16 protein-coding genes, 9 tRNA genes and 3 rRNA genes are annotated in these 19,592 nt (G+C 41.1%); 1 reads left to right on the forward strand and 27 read right to left on the reverse strand.

Translation table 11 applies throughout. The annotated features are described in order from the left end of the window. Positions 1-175 precede the first annotated feature (175 nt). The 6 genes from tsaD to MHB39_RS20470 all read right to left on the reverse strand — a co-directional run bounded on the left by tsaD (position 176) and on the right by MHB39_RS20470 (position 3,852). Positions 176-1,192, reverse strand: coding sequence for a tRNA (adenosine(37)-N6)-threonylcarbamoyltransferase complex transferase subunit TsaD (tsaD, locus tag MHB39_RS20445; protein WP_016993018.1), 1,017 nt, complete (start codon positions 1,190-1,192; stop codon positions 176-178). Next, positions 1,189-1,644 carry a ribosomal protein S18-alanine N-acetyltransferase gene (gene rimI / locus MHB39_RS20450; protein ID WP_016993016.1) on the reverse strand — a complete coding sequence of 152 codons (456 nt, stop codon included), beginning with the start codon at positions 1,642-1,644 and terminating at the stop codon, positions 1,189-1,191. The genes tsaD and rimI overlap by 4 nt, the downstream gene beginning before the upstream one ends. Next, positions 1,637-2,344, reverse strand: a complete 708-nt coding sequence (gene tsaB / locus MHB39_RS20455; RefSeq protein WP_258859712.1) for a tRNA (adenosine(37)-N6)-threonylcarbamoyltransferase complex dimerization subunit type 1 TsaB — start codon at positions 2,342-2,344, stop codon at positions 1,637-1,639. Before tsaB ends, rimI begins: the two co-directional genes overlap by 8 nt. Further along, entirely contained in the window at positions 2,341-2,790 is a 450-nt protein-coding gene (gene tsaE / locus MHB39_RS20460) for a tRNA (adenosine(37)-N6)-threonylcarbamoyltransferase complex ATPase subunit type 1 TsaE (RefSeq protein WP_016993010.1), read from the reverse strand. The genes tsaB and tsaE overlap by 4 nt, the downstream gene beginning before the upstream one ends. Before the next feature lie 181 nt (positions 2,791-2,971). Continuing rightward, on the reverse strand, positions 2,972-3,310 hold the full coding sequence (locus MHB39_RS20465) for a hypothetical protein (RefSeq protein WP_258859713.1): 339 nt from the start codon (positions 3,308-3,310) through the stop codon (positions 2,972-2,974). A 466-nt stretch (positions 3,311-3,776) separates the two neighbouring features. Next, positions 3,777-3,852, reverse strand: a tRNA-Asp gene (locus MHB39_RS20470). A 213-nt stretch (positions 3,853-4,065) separates the two neighbouring features. On the opposite strand from MHB39_RS20470, the gene MHB39_RS20475 reads away from it, so the two are divergent. Further along, positions 4,066-5,130 carry a Xaa-Pro peptidase family protein gene (locus MHB39_RS20475; RefSeq protein WP_016993008.1) on the forward strand — a complete coding sequence of 355 codons (1,065 nt, stop codon included), beginning with the start codon at positions 4,066-4,068 and terminating at the stop codon, positions 5,128-5,130. Between the two features lie 86 nt (positions 5,131-5,216). On the opposite strand, the gene rrf is transcribed toward MHB39_RS20475, so the two are convergent. The 21 genes from rrf to alr form a co-directional block, all read right to left on the reverse strand. After that, positions 5,217-5,332: ribosomal RNA gene (gene rrf, locus MHB39_RS20480) — 5S ribosomal RNA — on the reverse strand. 114 nt (positions 5,333-5,446) lie between these two features. Further along, positions 5,447-8,374 (reverse strand): 23S ribosomal RNA (locus MHB39_RS20485). Positions 8,375-8,556: 182 nt separating this feature from the next. Next, positions 8,557-10,109: ribosomal RNA gene (locus MHB39_RS20490) — 16S ribosomal RNA — on the reverse strand. The 16S, 23S and 5S rRNA genes sit together here with 8 tRNA genes alongside, the layout of an rRNA operon. A gap of 196 nt (positions 10,110-10,305) precedes the next feature. Next, positions 10,306-10,379, reverse strand: a tRNA-Gly gene (locus tag MHB39_RS20495). A gap of 14 nt (positions 10,380-10,393) precedes the next feature. Next, positions 10,394-10,470 (reverse strand) — tRNA-Arg (locus MHB39_RS20500). An 18-nt stretch (positions 10,471-10,488) separates the two neighbouring features. Continuing rightward, positions 10,489-10,574: transfer RNA gene (locus MHB39_RS20505), tRNA-Leu, on the reverse strand. Between the two features lie 66 nt (positions 10,575-10,640). Further along, positions 10,641-10,713 (reverse strand) — tRNA-Lys (locus MHB39_RS20510). A 15-nt stretch (positions 10,714-10,728) separates the two neighbouring features. Beyond that, a tRNA-Gln gene (locus MHB39_RS20515) sits at positions 10,729-10,803 on the reverse strand. Positions 10,804-10,808: 5 nt separating this feature from the next. Further along, positions 10,809-10,884: transfer RNA gene (locus MHB39_RS20520), tRNA-Asp, on the reverse strand. A 30-nt stretch (positions 10,885-10,914) separates the two neighbouring features. Beyond that, positions 10,915-10,986 (reverse strand) — tRNA-Glu (locus MHB39_RS20525). A 1-nt stretch (position 10,987) separates the two neighbouring features. Beyond that, a tRNA-Asn gene (locus MHB39_RS20530) sits at positions 10,988-11,064 on the reverse strand. Between the two features lie 90 nt (positions 11,065-11,154). Continuing rightward, on the reverse strand, positions 11,155-11,616 hold the full coding sequence (locus MHB39_RS20535) for a SprT family protein (RefSeq protein WP_016993410.1): 462 nt from the start codon (positions 11,614-11,616) through the stop codon (positions 11,155-11,157). Between the two features lie 67 nt (positions 11,617-11,683). Beyond that, on the reverse strand, positions 11,684-13,855 hold the full coding sequence (locus MHB39_RS20540; protein WP_342545174.1) for a Tex family protein: 2,172 nt from the start codon (positions 13,853-13,855) through the stop codon (positions 11,684-11,686). Between the two features lie 135 nt (positions 13,856-13,990). Continuing rightward, positions 13,991-14,776 (reverse strand): RNA polymerase sigma factor SigB, encoded by a 786-nt coding sequence (gene sigB, locus MHB39_RS20545; protein ID WP_016993412.1) that lies wholly within the window; start codon positions 14,774-14,776, stop codon positions 13,991-13,993. Continuing rightward, positions 14,754-15,224 carry an anti-sigma B factor RsbW gene (gene rsbW, locus MHB39_RS20550; RefSeq protein WP_016993413.1) on the reverse strand — a complete coding sequence of 157 codons (471 nt, stop codon included), beginning with the start codon at positions 15,222-15,224 and terminating at the stop codon, positions 14,754-14,756. Before rsbW ends, sigB begins: the two co-directional genes overlap by 23 nt. Further along, on the reverse strand, positions 15,224-15,556 hold the full coding sequence (locus MHB39_RS20555) for an STAS domain-containing protein (RefSeq protein ID WP_016993414.1): 333 nt from the start codon (positions 15,554-15,556) through the stop codon (positions 15,224-15,226). The genes rsbW and MHB39_RS20555 overlap by 1 nt, the downstream gene beginning before the upstream one ends. 63 nt (positions 15,557-15,619) lie before the next feature. Beyond that, positions 15,620-16,570 (reverse strand): PP2C family protein-serine/threonine phosphatase, encoded by a 951-nt coding sequence (locus MHB39_RS20560; protein ID WP_052125399.1) that lies wholly within the window; start codon positions 16,568-16,570, stop codon positions 15,620-15,622. Positions 16,571-16,628: 58 nt separating this feature from the next. Beyond that, positions 16,629-17,030: an anti-sigma regulatory factor gene (locus tag MHB39_RS20565; RefSeq protein ID WP_342545177.1), complete on the reverse strand. Its 402-nt coding sequence runs from the start codon at positions 17,028-17,030 to the stop codon at positions 16,629-16,631. 360 nt (positions 17,031-17,390) lie between these two features. Further along, the gene (locus MHB39_RS20570) at positions 17,391-17,741 is read right to left on the reverse strand and encodes a type II toxin-antitoxin system PemK/MazF family toxin (RefSeq protein WP_004232054.1); all 351 of its coding nucleotides are present in this window, start codon (positions 17,739-17,741) and stop codon (positions 17,391-17,393) included. A 4-nt stretch (positions 17,742-17,745) separates the two neighbouring features. Then, a complete protein-coding gene (locus MHB39_RS20575) occupies positions 17,746-18,009 on the reverse strand; it encodes a hypothetical protein (RefSeq protein WP_004232053.1) in 264 nt (87 codons plus the stop codon). Between the two features lie 301 nt (positions 18,010-18,310). After that, the gene (gene alr / locus MHB39_RS20580) at positions 18,311-19,432 is read right to left on the reverse strand and encodes an alanine racemase (RefSeq protein WP_312127253.1); all 1,122 of its coding nucleotides are present in this window, start codon (positions 19,430-19,432) and stop codon (positions 18,311-18,313) included. Positions 19,433-19,592 lie beyond the last annotated feature (160 nt).

Raw genomic sequence — 19,592 nt, forward strand, 5'->3', positions numbered from 1 at the left:
GTATAAGTACGCGTGTTCGCTATTTATTTCGCTCTTTTACCTGTGGATAATTTTCTGAAAAATTTGTCAATTTTGTTGTTTCTACTTATTATTCCCTTAGCACCGTTCCTTTTTATCAACAATTATTCGACAATTAAAAAGAGATATCTAAAAATATAGATACCTCTTTTCCATACTATATCCAGGATTTTAACTCCATTCCTGGACGTCCATTCATCATTAAGTTTCCTCGAATACCAGCCTCATACATCGGCATAGCAGCTGCGCCAATCATTGCCGCATTATCAGTACACAATTTAAGCGGTGGTACAAAAAACGGGATACCTTCCTCTTCAAATACAGCCTCCAAAGAAGTTCGCAAACCTTTATTTGCGGCTACACCTCCAGCTGCAATAACCTGTTTCACCTGATACTCACGAGCAGCACGCAATGTTTTAGCTGTCAGTACTTCAACAACACTTTCCTGAAATCCCTTGGCAACAGCTGCTGGTGAAATGGCTTCACCTCGTTGATCCATATTATGTTTATAATTGATGACAGCTGATTTTAAACCGCTAAAGCTAAAATCATACGAATCCTCTTCCAACCATACTCTTGGAAAAGGCACAGCCTCTCCTTCCTCATGAGCAAGACGATCAATATGTGGCCCACCAGGATAAGGTAAATTTAAAACACGTGCCACTTTATCATATGCTTCACCAGCAGCATCATCTCGTGTTTCACCAATGACCTCAAAAGAACCATGCTCCTTCATATAGACAAGCTCTGTATGACCGCCTGAAACTACTAGTGCTAATAAAGGGAACTCCATTGGCTGAACAAGCGCATTGGCATAAATATGACCTGCAATATGATGCACACCCACAATGGGTAAGCTGTTTGCAAAGGCAAAAGCCTTCGCCGCATTAATGCCAATCAACAATGCCCCTACAAGACCTGGACCCTCTGTAACAGCAACCGCATCCAAATCTGACGGCTTTAGATTTGCTTGAGCTAAAGCTTCTTCAATTACCATCGTAATTTGTTCAACATGATGGCGTGATGCAATTTCTGGGACAACTCCACCAAAACGCTTATGACTCTCTATTTGAGAAGCAACAACATTCGACACGATTTCATGACCATTTCGAATAATCGCTGCAGCTGTTTCATCACAGCTTGATTCTATTGCTAATATCATTCCATTATTCATTGTAAATTCACCCACATGACAAGGGCATCCTCCCCGTTATCAGTATAATAGCCTTTCCGTATACCACCATCTTGGAATTGAAGCTTGCGATAAAGATTTTGTGCAACGGTGTTCGTTACACGTACCTCCAATGTCATAACCTCCATTCCATGTAAACGAGCTATTTGCATCGCCTCACGCATTAATCCCTCGCCTATACCTCGACCACGAGCACCTTCAATCACAGCTACATTCGTAATTTGGGCTGCATCTATAACCATCCACATCCCACAAAAACCAATAATACTTCCATTTGCATCCACAGCCAGCACATAATGAGCATACTGATTTTCATGCACTTCATAGTAAAAGGAATCCAACGTCCAAGGTACAGGAAATGAAGCTACTTCAATTTCATAAACTGCTGGTACATCATCAGAAACCATTTTACGATAAGTTACATCACTACTCATGTTCTTTCTCCTTTTGTTCTTTCAGCCAATTTGCTTCAGCCTCTGCAATTCGTTTATATTGTGGGACAAAGTGATGAGTAGCTTCAACACTCGGTAACTCCACTTTAGTTCCTACACGAATAACTTCCGTAGCACGTGGCAAGTCAAGACTAAAAGGTGCACGAAAAGCGTTATCACCAAGCTCTTCTACGATGTTATCCCAAAAAATGCCCACATCTGTTCCTACAAATAAAATAGGTGCATCTAATGCCCTTAAACGTTCTAATAAATCAGCGATATGTGCATGATGATCCTCCACAAGAGTCTCTAGTGTCATTCCTTGATAAACAGCTGTATAAACATTGTCTCTTCTTGCATCAAAAATTGGACAAATGAATCCATTATAAAGGGTAGCATTTGCAGCTAATGCTTTTAAGCTAGAGACGCCAACTAAAGGTATCTGTAATGTCCAAGCTAGGGTTTTCGCTAATGTCACACCTATGCGGACACCTGTATACGAACCTGGACCTTCAGACACCGCAATCACATCCAAGTCGCCTGCCTTTAAGCCTGCTCTTGCTAATATTTCTTCGATAGCGGGCATCGCGCCAGCAGAATGCGTTAATTTTATATTTTGCACCATCTCGGCTACCACTTTTCCATCCCTCACAATAGCAACGGAAAGTGGTGTATTCGCTGTTTCTATTCCTAACCAAATCATTTCATTAGCTCCTCACATAGCGCCTTATAGCGTTCCCCAGTAGGTATTAACACAAAACGTCGTTCATTATCTCCGATTCGGTAAATCTCTATCGCTAATCGATTCTGTGGCAAATCCTGTTCAATTAAATGCGCCCACTCTACCACTGATACTGCATCTCCATAAAATAATTCATCCCAACCAAGGTCCTCGTCACTTTCAGCCAGACGATATACATCTAAATGATTGAAGGGTAAACGTCCTTCATACTGTTTAACAATCGTAAATGTTGGACTGTTGACTGTTCTCTTCACACCAAGCCCCTTTGCTAAGGCCTTCGTAAACGTTGTCTTGCCTGCGCCCAAATCTCCTTCTAATGTAATCGTATCTTGAGCTTCTAGTAAATTGGCAAGTGCCATAGCAAAACGTTCTGTATCATCAACTGAATTCATGATTATTTCATACATTCTCATTTTTCCTCTCATCACTACATTACCTCTAGTTTACCTAAACTAGCGAAAATGTTCAAAGCATCCAATATCATTTATATCCTACTTAGAATGTCGTCGTTAAAAAGCCTAATTCAATACATAGGTTGCTTATTTAAATGAAAAAACACGTCTTCATTTACGAAGACGTGACAACGATTTATCTTTTTGAATGACCTTTCACTGCTATGATTTCTTTGCCAACTAGTTTATCATCCTTAAATTTCACTATATAGGCCTGTGTCATCAAGATTTCATCATTCCAACGATATTCATTATTTTTGATCTTTTTACCTGCGCCGCCTGCTGCTTTTACTACCTCAATATATGACATATCATTTTTTAATTTCTCAAATTCTACTTCGTTCATATTCTTTTGCCAGTGATACGCATTCGATTCTTCAATCTCTATAATAGGATCTCCACAGCCTACCATCATTATCATGGAACCAATAAGCAAAGGTAAATAAATACTTTTAAAAGAATAATCTTTGCTCATATAAACACCTCCGTAGCCAATCCGATTACTTCTACTTTTTACCCTTAATCTTTATATTAGAAACACATCTAATTTTACCTTATAGAAACGCTATCATTTATCGGTAATTTTTACTATTTTTAGATAATGTTAAATAAATACAAATAATTATATTTATGTAAATAATATCAATTATTTCACGAAGATTAAGCCATTTTTTAGACACGATTGAGATGCTTTTAGGGAAATAGATGTTGTTTATGAAATAATAAAGGGAGGTTGGTCTCAAATACTTCACAGATTGTTATACTTTTAGCCCCTTTGTTTCTAATAGGCGAGGTTGATCCTTTAGGAGTTATTCATTTGTCATAAAATTTCTACTTTGGTTTCCTAATAAGCTCCTGAATGATGAATTGGTTCCATACTCCGATAAAATATAAAAAGTCCTTATGATGTAAAATCATAAGGACTGTAATATCAATTTAAATGGCGGTCCCGACCGGGATCGAACCGGCGATCTCCTGCGTGACAGGCAGGCATGTTAACCGCTACACCACGGGACCTCTTTAAGACATTTATAAATATATCATAGAAAACATAGATATGCAATATCTATTTTTATATTTTCCTTTAATATATTTTCTAATACTCTCTTAACTAGAAATAGAACTTATCTTGTAATGAATTTCCTATACAATCAACTTCTTAATTTTATATAAGCTCTAAACATAATGCATATTTTGCAGTATATTTAACTTTAAAGGGGGAAACATAACATGCCAAAATTAGAGCAATTACAAGCAGCCTTACAGCTACACGAAACCGATGCAATTATTATTACAAATGCTCAAAATCGTCGCTATCTAACCGGTTTTACAGGTAGTGCAGGTACAGTTATCGTAACGAAGACGCGCGCACTTTTATTAGTAGACTTCCGCTATACACAGCAAGCAACAAATCAATGTGACACCTTTGAAGTACTCGAGATTGATCGCAACCGTTTATATGAAACCATTCAGGAAATTTTTGAACAGGAATCAATTCAAACAGTTGGTTTTGAGCAACATCATGTTACTTATTACAGCTATCAATTAATGAAAAGCAAATTGACAGCCATATTAAAACCAATGCCTACTATTGTAGAAGATTTACGGATGATTAAAACGCCAGAAGAAATTGAAATAATTAAAAAAGCAGCATGGATTTCTGATGAGGCATTTAATCATATTCTGACATTCATCAAACCTGGTATTTCAGAACTTGAGATAGCCTATGAATTAGAGTCTCATATGCGCAAAAATGGTGCAACGGGTGCAGCCTTCGATATGATTATTGCTTCTGGCCATCGCTCAGCACTCCCACATGGCGTAGCATCCTCTAAAATAGTGGAGCAAGGTGATATGCTGACAATGGATTTTGGTGCTTACTATCAAGGCTATCGTTCTGATATGACAAGAACGATTGCTGTTGGAGAACCATTAGAGCAATTAAAAGAAGTATATCAAATAGTCCATTATGCCTTACAACATGCCCTTTCCAATATCAAACCTGGTATTACTGGACAAGAGGCAGATCGTTATACACGAGACTACATTACTGCAAAGGGATATGGACAAAATTACGGACATGGTACAGGACATGGCATAGGCTTAGATATCCATGAAAATATATTTATGTCTACCATATGTAAAGACATTTTAGAAGAGAATATGGTACTGACAGTAGAACCGGGTATTTATATACCGAATGTAGGTGGTGTTCGTATCGAGGATGATATTATCGTTACAAAAGAAGGCGTTGAAGTCATTACCCACTCTCCTAGAGAACTTATTATTTTATAGACATTTTAAAGAGTAATTACAATGACTGTAATTACTCTTTTCATTAATATAAAAAAACAGTCAGCACACAGCTGACTGTTTCATTTGCCTAGCGACGTCCTACTCTCACAGGGGGAAGCCCCCAACTACCATCGGCGCTAAAGAGCTTAACTTCCGTGTTCGGTATGGGAACGGGTGTGACCTCTTTGCCATCATCACTAGACTTTTTAAAAGACAAGATTTATTATACCATATTTAAGTATAAATACAAGCTTTTTTTAAAACTTTCTTGTTCTTTCAAAACTGGATAAACGGTACATTGAATGTTTCAAACGTTTTGGTTAAGTCCTCGATCGATTAGTATTCGTCAGCTCCATGTGTCACCACACTTCCACCTCGAACCTATCTACCTCATCGTCTTTGAGGGATCTTACTTACTTGCGTAATGGGAAATCTCATCTTGAGGGGGGCTTCATGCTTAGATGCTTTCAGCACTTATCCCGTCCACACATAGCTACCCAGCGATGCCTTTGGCAAGACAACTGGTACACCAGCGGTGTGTCCATCCCGGTCCTCTCGTACTAAGGACAGCTCCTCTCAAATTTCCTACGCCCACGACGGATAGGGACCGAACTGTCTCACGACGTTCTGAACCCAGCTCGCGTACCGCTTTAATGGGCGAACAGCCCAACCCTTGGGACCGACTACAGCCCCAGGATGCGATGAGCCGACATCGAGGTGCCAAACCTCCCCGTCGATGTGGACTCTTGGGGGAGATAAGCCTGTTATCCCCGGGGTAGCTTTTATCCGTTGAGCGATGGCCCTTCCATGCGGAACCACCGGATCACTAAGCCCGTCTTTCGACCCTGCTCGACTTGTAGGTCTCGCAGTCAAGCTCCCTTGTGCCTTTACACTCTACGAATGATTTCCAACCATTCTGAGGGAACCTTTGGGCGCCTCCGTTACCTTTTAGGAGGCGACCGCCCCAGTCAAACTGTCCGCCTGACACTGTCTCCTGCCCCGCTAAGGGGCATGGGTTAGAATTTCAATACAACCAGGGTAGTATCCCACCGACGCCTCCTTCGAAGCTGGCGCTCCGAGATCTCTGGCTCCTACCTATCCTGTACAAGTTGTACCAAAATTCAATATCAGGCTACAGTAAAGCTCCACGGGGTCTTTCCGTCCTGTCGCGGGTAACCTGCATCTTCACAGGTACTATAATTTCACCGAGTCTCTCGTTGAGACAGTGCCCAGATCGTTACGCCTTTCGTGCGGGTCGGAACTTACCCGACAAGGAATTTCGCTACCTTAGGACCGTTATAGTTACGGCCGCCGTTTACTGGGGCTTCAATTCGCAGCTTCGCTTGCGCTAACCACTCCTCTTAACCTTCCAGCACCGGGCAGGCGTCAGCCCCTATACGTCACCTTACGGTTTTGCAGAGACCTGTGTTTTTGCTAAACAGTCGCCTGGGCCTATTCACTGCGGCTCTCATGCGCTTGCACGCTCAAGAGCACCCCTTCTCCCGAAGTTACGGGGTCATTTTGCCGAGTTCCTTAACGAGAGTTCTCTCGCACACCTTAGGATTCTCTCCTCGACTACCTGTGTCGGTTTGCGGTACGGGCACCTCTCACCTCGATAGAGGCTTTTCTTGGCAGTGTGAAATCAGGAACTTCGTCCATACGGACTCGCCATCACAGCTCAACGTTACAGTGTGCGGATTTGCCTACACACACGCCTTACTGCTTGGACGCGCACAACCAACGGCGCGCTTACCCTATCCTACTGCGTCCCCCCATTTCTCAAACGGTGAGGAGGTGGTACAGGAATATCAACCTGTTGTCCATCGCCTACGCCTATCGGCCTCGGCTTAGGTCCCGACTAACCCTGAGCGGACGAGCCTTCCTCAGGAAACCTTAGTCATACGGTGGACGGGATTCTCACCCGTCTTTCGCTACTCATACCGGCATTCTCACTTCTAAGCGCTCCACCAGTCCTTCCGGTCTGACTTCAACGCACTTAGAACGCTCTCCTACCACTGACATCGTAGATGTCAATCCACAGCTTCGGTGAATCGTTTAGCCCCGATACATTTTCGGCGCAGCGTCACTCGACCAGTGAGCTATTACGCACTCTTTAAATGATGGCTGCTTCTAAGCCAACATCCTGGTTGTCTGTGCAACGCCACATCCTTTTCCACTTAACGATTACTTTGGGACCTTAGCTGGTGGTCTGGGCTGTTTCCCTTTTGACTACGGATCTTATCACTCGCAGTCTGACTCCCGTGTATAAATATCTGGCATTCGGAGTTTGTCTGAATTCGGTAAACCGGGATGGCCCCCTAGTCCAAACAGTGCTCTACCTCCAGTATTCTCATCACGAGGCTAGCCCTAAAGCTATTTCGGAGAGAACCAGCTATCTCCAAGTTCGATTGGAATTTCTCCGCTACCCACACCTCATCCCCGCACTTTTCAACGTGCGTGGGTTCGGGCCTCCAGTAAGTGTTACCTCACCTTCACCCTGGACATGGGTAGATCACCTGGTTTCGGGTCTACGACCACGTACTACTTCGCCCTATTCAGACTCGCTTTCGCTGCGGCTCCGCCTTCTAAAGCTTAACCTTGCACGTAATCGTAACTCGCCGGTTCATTCTACAAAAGGCACGCTATCACCCATTAACGGGCTCTAACTACTTGTAGGCACACGGTTTCAGGATCTCTTTCACTCCCCTTCCGGGGTGCTTTTCACCTTTCCCTCACGGTACTGGTTCACTATCGGTCACTAGGTAGTATTTAGCCTTGGGAGATGGTCCTCCCGGATTCCGACGGAATTTCACGTGTTCCGCCGTACTCAGGATCCACTCAGGAGAGAACGAACTTTCGACTACAGGGCTTTTACCTGCTCTGGCGGACCTTTCCAAGTCGCTTCATCTAACTCGCTCTTTTGTAACTCCGTATAGAGTGTCCTACAACCCCAAGAGGCAAGCCTCTTGGTTTGGGCTCTTCCCGTTTCGCTCGCCGCTACTCAGGGAATCGATTTTTCTTTCTCTTCCTCCAGGTACTTAGATGTTTCAGTTCCCTGGGTCTGCCTTCAAGACGCTATGTATTCACGTCAAGATACTACGCGATTAAACGTAGTGGGTTCCCCCATTCGGAAATCTCCGGATCAAAGCTCACTTACAGCTCCCCGAAGCATATCGGTGTTAGTGCCGTCCTTCTTCGGCTCCTAGTGCCAAGGCATTCGCCGTGCGCCCTTAATAACTTAACCAAGTTATTAAGCCTATAAAAAAACTTAAAAAATAAATGTGTTTGTTACAATTTCAATGTCGTTTTATCCAGTTTTCAAAGAACAAGTTTTGAAGTATTTCATTCAGAAAGAATGAACCTTCAAAACTGAACGCAAAACGTAATCTTACAAACCCAAGGTTTGTATTCCGAAATAATCCTTAGAAAGGAGGTGATCCAGCCGCACCTTCCGATACGGCTACCTTGTTACGACTTCACCCCAATCATCTATCCCACCTTCGGCGGCTGGCTCCAAAAGGTTACCTCACCGACTTCGGGTGTTACAAACTCTCGTGGTGTGACGGGCGGTGTGTACAAGGCCCGGGAACGTATTCACCGCGGCATGCTGATCCGCGATTACTAGCGATTCCGGCTTCATGTAGGCGAGTTGCAGCCTACAATCCGAACTGAGAACGACTTTATCGGATTAGCTCCCTCTCGCGAGTTGGCAACCGTTTGTATCGTCCATTGTAGCACGTGTGTAGCCCAGGTCATAAGGGGCATGATGATTTGACGTCATCCCCACCTTCCTCCGGTTTGTCACCGGCAGTCACCTTAGAGTGCCCAACTAAATGATGGCAACTAAGATCAAGGGTTGCGCTCGTTGCGGGACTTAACCCAACATCTCACGACACGAGCTGACGACAACCATGCACCACCTGTCACCGTTGCCCCCGAAGGGGAAACTATATCTCTACAGTGGTCAACGGGATGTCAAGACCTGGTAAGGTTCTTCGCGTTGCTTCGAATTAAACCACATGCTCCACCGCTTGTGCGGGCCCCCGTCAATTCCTTTGAGTTTCAGTCTTGCGACCGTACTCCCCAGGCGGAGTGCTTAATGCGTTAGCTGCAGCACTAAGGGGCGGAAACCCCCTAACACTTAGCACTCATCGTTTACGGCGTGGACTACCAGGGTATCTAATCCTGTTTGCTCCCCACGCTTTCGCGCCTCAGCGTCAGTTACAGACCAGAAAGTCGCCTTCGCCACTGGTGTTCCTCCAAATCTCTACGCATTTCACCGCTACACTTGGAATTCCACTTTCCTCTTCTGCACTCAAGTCCCCCAGTTTCCAATGACCCTCCACGGTTGAGCCGTGGGCTTTCACATCAGACTTAAAGGACCGCCTGCGCGCGCTTTACGCCCAATAATTCCGGACAACGCTTGCCACCTACGTATTACCGCGGCTGCTGGCACGTAGTTAGCCGTGGCTTTCTAATAAGGTACCGTCAAGGTACAGCCAGTTACTACTGTACTTGTTCTTCCCTTACAACAGAGTTTTACGATCCGAAAACCTTCTTCACTCACGCGGCGTTGCTCCATCAGGCTTTCGCCCATTGTGGAAGATTCCCTACTGCTGCCTCCCGTAGGAGTCTGGGCCGTGTCTCAGTCCCAGTGTGGCCGATCACCCTCTCAGGTCGGCTACGCATCGTCGCCTTGGTGAGCCGTTACCTCACCAACTAGCTAATGCGCCGCGGGCCCATCCTATAGCGACAGCGAGAAGCCGTCTTTCAGTCTTTCACCATGAAGCAAAAGAGATTATTCGGTATTAGCCCCGGTTTCCCGGAGTTATCCCAAACTATAGGGTAGGTTGCCCACGTGTTACTCACCCGTCCGCCGCTAACGTCAAAGGAGCAAGCTCCTTTTCTGTTCGCTCGACTTGCATGTATTAGGCACGCCGCCAGCGTTCGTCCTGAGCCAGGATCAAACTCTCCATAAAAGAAATTTGATTAGCTCAAATTGTTTTGCTGGCATCATGTTTGATGTCCAAAATTGTGTTTTGTTTACTAGCAAAGCTAGCTACTTAAAACTTTATTGATTACGTTTTTGCTTGTTCAGTTTTCAAGGTTCATATGTCGTCTTTTCAGACAACTACTTAAGTGTATCATGCAACCAATCGGTTGTCAACACTTTTTTGGAGCGGGTGATGAGAATCGAACTCACGACATCAGCTTGGAAGGCTGAGGTTTTACCATTAAACTACACCCGCATATATTTTAAATTTGGCGCGCCCGGCAGGAGTCGAACCCACAACCTTCTGATCCGTAGTCAGACGCTCTATCCAATTGAGCTACGGGCGCATATGAAATTGATTGACTTGGTGCGGCCGAGAGGACTTGAACCTCCACGGGGTTGCCCCCACTAGGCCCTCAACCTAGCGCGTCTGCCATTCCGCCACGACCGCATTCGATTAGTAACTTTCTCATTATACTACGATAATTCAAAAAGTCAACTCTTTTTCTTAAAGAGATGAGCCATGAAGGACTCGAACCTTCGACCCTCTGATTAAAAGTCAGATGCTCTACCAACTGAGCTAATGGCTCGAATTAAGAAATGAATGGCTGGGGTACTAGGATTCGAACCTAGGCATGACGGAATCAAAATCCGTTGCCTTACCGCTTGGCTATACCCCAATAAGTGGCGGTCCCGACCGGGATCGAACCGGCGATCTCCTGCGTGACAGGCAGGCATGTTAACCGCTACACCACGGGACCAAAATATTATTTACATTAAATTATGAAAAATGACCCCTACGGGATTCGAACCCGTGTTACCGCCGTGAAAGGGCGGTGTCTTAACCACTTGACCAAGGGGCCATGGCTCCGAAGGCAGGACTCGAACCTGCGACAACCTGATTAACAGTCAGGTGCTACTACCAACTGAGCTACTTCGGAATAATGTATGTTCGTTGTTGTCGTTATCTTGTCGACTTTTACTATTATAGGGACAACACAACAAAACGTCAACTATTTTTAAAAGTTTTTTTATTCCACTAATTTTAATTTCCCTAAACACTTACTACAACAATACTTTTCAACATTCATTTTTATTTTCCGTACATATAACTGGTGGCAATTAACACAAGTATATGTATAGCGTCGTCGGTGTTTTTTAACTGTAGCTTTAGGGGAATGTAGAACTGAGCAAAATCGTGGGGCATCTACTTTCCTTAATAATTCTCTAAAATCTTTATCTCGATGCTGATACCCTTTCCCTTCAATATGTAGATGATAATGGCATAATTCGTGTAAAATAATACCTTGAACTTCTTCCAAACCGTATAACTCATAGGCTTTAGGATTAATCTCAATATTATGAGATTGTAAAAGATATCGTCCTCCCGTTGAACGTAATCTTGCATTAAAATAGGCTTGATGAAGAAAAGGTCTCTGAAAGCTTTTCAAAGATAAGCGACGAACAAGCTCTTGTAATTCTTGATTGTCCATAGTAATCACCTCTAACAACAAGAATACCACACTGCGTAGTATAGACAGTGTGGTGAAAATTTAGTACTCAAACTAATGCTTGATTTTTAGGTGGAAGCATCGTTAAAGAGATACGACCTTTCGTTACATCTATTTGTTCAACCCAGACAGTTACAATATCCCCAAGCGCTACAACTTCTAATGGATGCTTAATACGTTTGTTTTGGAGTTTAGAAATATGCACAAGTCCATCTTGCTTCACGCCAATGTCAACAAATGCGCCGAAATCTACTACATTTCTTACCGTACCCTGCAATTCCATACCTACTTTTAAATCTTCCATTTTCAATACATCAGTCTTAAGCAATGGTTGTGGGAATGCATCACGTGGGTCGCGACTAGGTTTCATTAAAGTATCCACGATGTCTTGAATTGTCACAACTCCTACTCCGAGCACATCACTTAACTTTTGGATATTTAGTGCTGCAATAGCTTCCTCTGCCTTCTGTGTCCCTAACTCTTTTTTATCTATTTGAGCCTCTGCTAATATTTGCTCAGCAAGATCATAGCTCTCAGGATGAATACCTGTAGCATCAAACGGATTTTTTGCTTCTGGGACACGTAGGAAACCAATAGCCTGTTCATACGTTTTGGCACCTAACCTTGGAATCTTCTTTAATTGAGCACGTGTAGTAAATCGACCATTTTCCTCTCGCGTCTTCACGATATTCTCTGCAACAGTTTTTGATAAACCAGAAACGTATTGTAAGAGTGATGATGAAGCCGTATTTACATCAACACCAACTTGGTTAACAGCTGTTTCTACTATAAAAGTTAGCGATTCATTTAATTTTTTTTGAGAAACATCATGCTGATATTGACCTACTCCCACCGCTTTTGGTTCAATTTTCACTAACTCTGATAAAGGATCCTGTAAGCGGCGTGCAATGGAGACAGCACTACGTTGTTCAACCTGTAAATCAGGAAATTCTGCACGTGCAATATCAGACGCTGAATAAACAGATGCTCCCGCTTCATTGACAATCACATAAGCTATGTCAGTTGTAAGTTCGTTTAATACATCTGCGATAAATTGTTCTGTTTCTCGAGATGCTGTACCATTCCCAATGGCAATTATACTTATTGGATACTTTGCCAAAATTGCTTTTACAGTAGCTTTCGATTTTGCCACATCTGGTTTAGGTGGATGTGGGTAAATAGCTGTAACCTCAAGCATTTTCCCAGTTTCATCTACAACCGCTAGCTTACAACCTGTACGGTAAGCTGGGTCAACCCCTAAAACATATTTCCCTTTCATAGGTGGCTGTAGTAATAAGTTACGTAAATTTTCAGAGAAAATATGAATAGCCTGTGCCTCAGCTTTTTCTGTAAGCTCGTTTCGTAATTCCCTTTCAATTGAAGGCTGAATTAAGCGCTTGTACGAATCCTCGATTGCTAGTTTCACTTCTGCAATAGCAGGAGAGGAACCAGTTGCTGGAATCCATTCTTTCCACATAATCATTAATACTCGGTCCACCGGTACATGAATAGAAACCTTTAATATCTCTTCTTTTTCCCCTCGATTTATCGCTAAAATACGGTGCGGCACAATGCGATTAACAGGCTCCTCATATTCGTAATACATTTCAAAAACATTTTTTTCATCGATTTCAGAATTTTTCACAGACGTAACAAGGATGCCATCCTTCCATGAATAAGCACGAATTTTTTCACGGATAGAGGCATCGTCCGCAAAACGTTCTGCTAATATATCTCGAGCTCCCATCAGGGCTTCTTCAAGATTAGCAACTTGTTCATTATCCACAAAATCAATTGCTAATTGCTCTAATGCATCATTACTAAATGCTAATAGGAGATCTGCAAGAGGCTCTAAACCTTTCTCTTTTGCAATCGTCGCCTTTGTACGTCGTTTTTGCTTATAAGGTCTATATAAATCCTCAACACGTTGTAAGATTGTTGCAGAAAGAATAGCCTGTTCTAATACTGGTGTAAGCTTTTCTTGCTCTTGGATTAATCGTATAACTTCTTCTTTTCGTTGTTCAAGTTGCTGTATGTAGTGATAACGATCTTCTACAGCCTTAATTTGCACCTCATCAAGTGATCCTGTAACCTCTTTTCGATAGCGCGCAATAAATGGTACCGTATTTCCCTCTTCTAATAATTTGATAACAGCTTCTACTTGCCCTGGTTTGACTGCTACATCTTTTGCAATGAGCTGTAACATTTGCTTTTGCTCCACATCATCACTACCTTTTTCTTTTCATTTTACCATTACACTTTACTAAAAATGCAAAAAAATAGTCTACTCAGACGAATATGAGTAGACTATTTTCATTCATTTTAAAGGTATTCTTCACTAAATACCTCCGAAAGATTAGAGCGAAACACCGCCACTTGCTAGAATAGCCTCTTGTAATTTCTTTATTGCTTTCCTTTGTATCCTAGATACATGCATTTGAGAAATCCCTAATCGTTCTCCAGCTTCTTTTTGACTAAGTTGCTCTAGATATGTAAGCTGAATAATTTGCTTTTCTCTCTCATTCAATACAACCAGTGCATCCGAAACAATCATTCGTTTATTGGTCATTTCATAGCCATCGTCTTCTCTGCCCAAAATATCGAATAACGTGACTGTGCTACCGTCAGAATCTGATTCTATTGAATGGTCCATAGAAAGAGCTTGATAACTACGGCTCATTTCCATAGCTTCTAGTACCTCTTCCTCTGCTACTTCTAATCGTTCAGCAATATCTTTAATGGATGGAGAACGCTGCAATTCAATTGTCAGCGCCTCCACGGTTGATTTAATCCTCGGCCCAAGTTCCTTTATTCGTCTAGGCACATGAACATCCCATGTTTTATCACGTAAAAAACGTTTGATTTCCCCAACAATTGTTGGCACGGCAAATGCTTCAAAACTACGACCAACATTCGGATCAAAACGTCTTATTGCACCTAACAATCCCAGCATCCCTACTTGAACAATATCATCATAATAAGATTTACCATTCGAATATTTACGAGCTATAGATTCAACTAGATATCGATAATGAATCACTAAATTGGTTTGTGCTTCATCATCCTCTGTTGACTGGTACAATTCAATCCACTTTAGTACATCTTCTTTGGATGAAGATTTATGTAGTGATTCTTTCGACATTTTTCTCCACCTGCTCCCTAGTGACATACTTTGTCATGAAGACAGTTACGCCACCATCGTTATTGATCATCACCTCATCCATCAAAGTTTCCATTAAATAAAGTCCCAAACCACCTTCTCTTAGCCCTGCAATGCTTTCTTCAGGATGATACGGCCCAATCTTAGATTTAATCTCTTCAAAATTAAAACTATTGCCGTAATCCGCAATCATCATTTCCATTTTATTGTCGTACAGCGCACAGCCGATGACTATTTCACCCTCTTCTTCGTCTTTATAAGCATGGTGAACAACATTTGTCACAGCCTCACTCGCTGCAATTTTTAAATCTTCAATATCATCATAATTAAAGCCAATCCTACTTGCTAAGCCCGAAACAGTTAATCGAATGACACTGACAAATTGCGGTTTAGCAGGAACTCTAATTTCAATATAGTCAAATTCCTTCATTATCTTAATTCCACCTTTTTATCAGTTTCGATATCCATCAAATCACTAAGACCAGTAATTTCAAATAATCTTTGTAACCTATTCGATAAACCAACGAGCTTTACTTTTCCATTTTCACGTAATGCTCTTTTATAGAAGGCAACAAAAATCCCAAGCCCTGTACTATCCATGTAATTTACCTTTGATAAATCAAGTTCAATTTCTAAACCCTCTGTAATCTTTACAGCTTCTAATTCGTCTCGTAATCCTGAAGCAGTAAATGTATCAATTTCACCCTCAACAAAGCCAAATAATTTATGATCAATTTCTTTAAAATGTATCGTTACGTCCATATAGCACACCTCCACCATATTTGTTAGACTATTTTCTCTTCCCTGTTCAATTAAAACTTAAACCTATTTTTTTAAAATAACTACAGTAAAATCATCAAATAGTTTAAAATTTTGCACTCTCTCTATTTCCTTATAAAGGAGCTGACACAATTGCTGGGCAGATAAATGTCTATTTTCTTTAATTAAAGTTGTGATTATCTCTCGCGCATTTAAGTCTTCTTTCACTCTAAATTCTGTCACACCGTCGGTCATCATAATAATTAAATCATTCTCTTCTAAAACAATTTCATGAAACGTATATTTTGTTTCAGACAATACACCCAGTAGTAGACCTTTAGCCTCTAAGGTAAAGAACTGATCGTCCTTTGCACTATAATGTAAAGCTGGTTCATGGCCCGCCGAAGCATACGAAAAGATGTTTTGCTCTACATCTAAGCAGCCATAAAACATCGAAACAAACATACTGTCATCCACACCTTTTTCTATTACCCTATTTATAACTTCTAAAACATATGAGGGATCTTTATATGCATATACCAATGTTTCAAGTCCATATTTCACCATCGACATACATAAAGCAGCAGGAACTCCTTTTCCGACCACATCTGTCACAGCCACACTCAAATATTCTTCTCCATCATGAAAAAAATGTACATAATCGCCGTTCATTTTTCGAATAGGTACTGAAATCATACCTATATCAATATTTTGCATATTCGGCACATAAGTTTTCAATAATGTTTTTTGAATGTTTGTCGCTATTTTCATTTCCATTTCATATTCAGCTTGCTTTTGAAGTAAACTTTGATGCTCCCTATGGGCCATCCCATAATGCACCATTACTTCAATAAGAAAATCATAAGCAGGCTGTGATTCGTTCATTTGATTCGGAAATATTTGTTCTACAGCATTTTTATGGATGCTAATAACATCCTCAGGAGAGATATTTTTTTGAATTAACTGACGTGTGAAGTTCTGAGCGATATATAAATTTCTTTCTGTTTGGTTGACCATATAATCTGCTAATATTTTTTTATACTGAGCTTCTAATTGTTTCAGTTTTCTTCACGTCCTAACGCAACCATTTTTCCGCTCTTATTGTTGTTCCTACTCCAATGACAGATTGAATATCTAAACTGTCCATCAATCGTTTAACACCTGGCAGACCTGCACCTAGCCCCCCAGAGGTGGAATAACCATCCTCCATTACTTTACGAACATCTTTAATACCAGGCCCTTGATCTGTTGCAATAACAACTATTTTCTTTTCAGTATCTGCCTCAACCCTTTCAATTTCTATGACACCTATACTTGCATATAAATATATATTACGTGCTAATTCACTAATTGCCGTGGTGATGCGGGCTTGATCAACAGTGCCAAATCCAAGTGCTTTTGCTTCATTGCGCCCCAGTTGTCTAGCTGCAACAATATCCCACTCTGTAATAATTTCAACCGAAGACCTATATGTCACTGCTGTCCCTCCATTTCCTTTGGAGCTATACTCTTACACTTTTGTTCGACCTGCTTGCCATAATTTAAAATAAATTAATCGCCTCTATAATTGGAATATTCTATGTAAATTTTCATATACCTTTTAAGAATTTTTTCAAAAATCTATTTTTATTAAAAATCTTGAGTATATCTTAAAGCTTTTTGTAACATTTATCAATTATACGTTGGCTTAATCGCCGACACTTCTCCTTTCGTAGCAAAATCATTTGCTGCACAAAATCTATAGTAAATTCAAATTATGGTAAAGACGTTTCAAGAAAATAAGACAAAAAAAGCATCGAGATATCATAATCTCGATGCTTCTATACACATATGTATATCAAAATTTAACTAGACCTAAACTAATCATCAACGCTCCATCAACTTTTTCCATCACAGCATGGTCAAGTTGCGTAATACGATCCGTCAATCTTGACTTATCAATTGTCCGCACTTGTTCTAGCAAAATAACCGAATCACGTTCAAAACCATACTTTTCAGCATTGATTTCAACGTGTGTCGGTAACTTTGCCTTTTGAATCTGTGCAGTGATAGCTGCGATGATGACAGTCGGGCTAAATCGATTGCCAATATCATTTTGAATAATCAGCACCGGCCTAGTGCCTCCTTGTTCAGAACCTATTACCGGTGATAAGTCTGCAAAAAAAACGTCACCACGTTTTACATTCAAAGTGTCATCCCCCGCTAACGAGACGCTCCACCATATGTTGTGCTTCATACTCTGCATGCAAGCATTCGCTCGCAATCATTAAATTAATATGAGACATTTCAACATATCCTTTAATCATAGCTTCCCGTATTTGATTTGGTTGCTCCTGCATTAAATTTTTGCGCGCCAAAATACGCACAAAAGATTCACCTTCAATTACTTCCTTTGTTTGTAGAAATAGTCTGTCTTGAACAGCAATTGTAGCTTCTCTTAACTTTTTCTCGTACACAGCAAGCACCTCCAACGGAACCATACACTTTTCATTACTTCCCATTCTATCATTGAAAGATATTGTTGAAAAGACATGAAATGACAAAATATCTGACAATTTGAAGTACAAATTGTAAAAATATGTTGGTTGTCGAAGGTATATGCTGAATAATTATTATTGCAATGTGTTTCCAAATATGAGCCATTACTATGTTTTGGAAAAGAAATAAGTTCTCCAGTGCTAATTTATTTACCAATTTTAACTTGGAACATTGCTCATGGCATTACATTGAAATTTGACTAATTCTAATGAAAGACAACTAAAAGTATATTCTAGGAACTCTTGTTGTTATAATGCATGGTATTTCATAATTAATTGTTTCAAGCTTTGTTGCCCATTCATCGATCGTTATTCCATTACTTCCCTGTTGACCAATGAGTGTTACCTTCTCACCTATATCATATGCTTTTGGTAGGGCAACCATACATTGGTCCATACAAATTCGTCCGACAATCGGCATTCTTTGTCCATCAATTAAAACCTCTTGTCCACCTAACTTGCGAATCATGCCATCTGCATAGCCAATTGGAATCGTTCCAACCCACATATCTGATGGAGCAACATACGTGGCTCCATAGCCAACTGAATCACCTGCTTTTATTTGCTTCACATGCACAAGTTCACTTTCAAGTGAGAAGGCTGGTAATAAAGGAAAAGGTAAGATACTTTTCACGTATGGAGAAGGTGATAATCCATACATAGAAATTCCATATCTAACAGCATCATATTGTAAATGTGAATCTTTTACTAATGAGGCTGCTGTATTAGATGCATGAACAAGTCGCGGCTTATTAGGTATTACAGCTAAACATTTCTCAAAAAATTGTACCTGTTGATCAAAATGTAGTGTATCCTCTTCATCAGCTGTCGCGAAATGTGTAAATATTCCATCCAGCTCAACGTTTTCTGTAGACTGTATTGTTTGGTACAGCTCTAATAATTCCTGCACTGAGCGAATACCTATTCTACCCATTCCGCTATCTATTTTTATATGAAGTCGTAAAGGAAGTGCTTCATCCACTAAAAGAGAAGCAGCTTGCTGAACCCAATCATCGGCAAACGCCGTAAGTATAATACGTTGCTGCGCTGCATAGGGAGCAAATGAAACTGGAGATGCACCTAATATTAATATGTCTGGTTCTTTAAAATGTGCTCGAATATGTAATGCCTCATCGGGCGTTGCCACTGCAAGTACTGTGGCACCAGCTTCAAGAGCTGCCCGTGCAACGGCTACATCTCCATGACCATACGCATTTGCTTTTACTACAGCGATAATTTGAACATTAGGTCGTAAAAATTCTTTTAAATTTTTTACATTTTGTTGAATTGCTTGTAAGTCTATTATTGCTTTGGTTGGACGAAAAAACTGCTGTGTCTTCATAAGGATACCCTCTTTATTTTTAATTAAAACATTATGTAGGACATACATGTATGCTTAGTATATCGATGTAGCTTGTACACACAAAGTTTTAGCTTTCATATGAGCTTATACTTTATCGGTTCATTTCAATTATCAATAAGCTACAGCCTCCGTATTCCAG

Origin of the sequence: Lysinibacillus sp. FSL K6-4013, from assembly GCF_038630435.1 — a bacterium.
GTDB classification, from domain to species: Bacteria; Bacillota; Bacilli; order Bacillales_A; family Planococcaceae; genus Lysinibacillus; species Lysinibacillus boronitolerans.

What these genes read in the sequence shown, in the direction of transcription:
- tsaE (WP_016993010.1), bottom strand. Translation starts at nt 2,790, where the DNA reads ATGTATGAAATAATCATGAATTCAGTTGATGATACAGAACGTTTTGCT.
- tsaD (WP_016993018.1), bottom strand. Translation starts at nt 1,192, where the DNA reads ATGAATAATGGAATGATATTAGCAATAGAATCAAGCTGTGATGAAACA.
- rsbW (WP_016993413.1), bottom strand. Translation starts at nt 15,224, where the DNA reads ATGAAGGAATTTGACTATATTGAAATTAGAGTTCCTGCTAAACCGCAA.
- MHB39_RS20560 (WP_052125399.1), bottom strand. Translation starts at nt 16,570, where the DNA reads ATGGTCAACCAAACAGAAAGAAATTTATATATCGCTCAGAACTTCACA.
- MHB39_RS20465 (WP_258859713.1), bottom strand. Translation starts at nt 3,310, where the DNA reads ATGAGCAAAGATTATTCTTTTAAAAGTATTTATTTACCTTTGCTTATT.
- MHB39_RS20555 (WP_016993414.1), bottom strand. Translation starts at nt 15,556, where the DNA reads ATGGACGTAACGATACATTTTAAAGAAATTGATCATAAATTATTTGGC.
- tsaB (WP_258859712.1), bottom strand. Translation starts at nt 2,344, where the DNA reads ATGATTTGGTTAGGAATAGAAACAGCGAATACACCACTTTCCGTTGCT.
- sigB (WP_016993412.1), bottom strand. Translation starts at nt 14,776, where the DNA reads ATGTCGAAAGAATCACTACATAAATCTTCATCCAAAGAAGATGTACTA.
- MHB39_RS20475 (WP_016993008.1), top strand. Translation starts at nt 4,066, where the DNA reads ATGCCAAAATTAGAGCAATTACAAGCAGCCTTACAGCTACACGAAACC.
- rimI (WP_016993016.1), bottom strand. Translation starts at nt 1,644, where the DNA reads ATGAGTAGTGATGTAACTTATCGTAAAATGGTTTCTGATGATGTACCA.
- MHB39_RS20535 (WP_016993410.1), bottom strand. Translation starts at nt 11,616, where the DNA reads ATGGACAATCAAGAATTACAAGAGCTTGTTCGTCGCTTATCTTTGAAA.
- alr (WP_312127253.1), bottom strand. Translation starts at nt 19,432, where the DNA reads ATGAAGACACAGCAGTTTTTTCGTCCAACCAAAGCAATAATAGACTTA.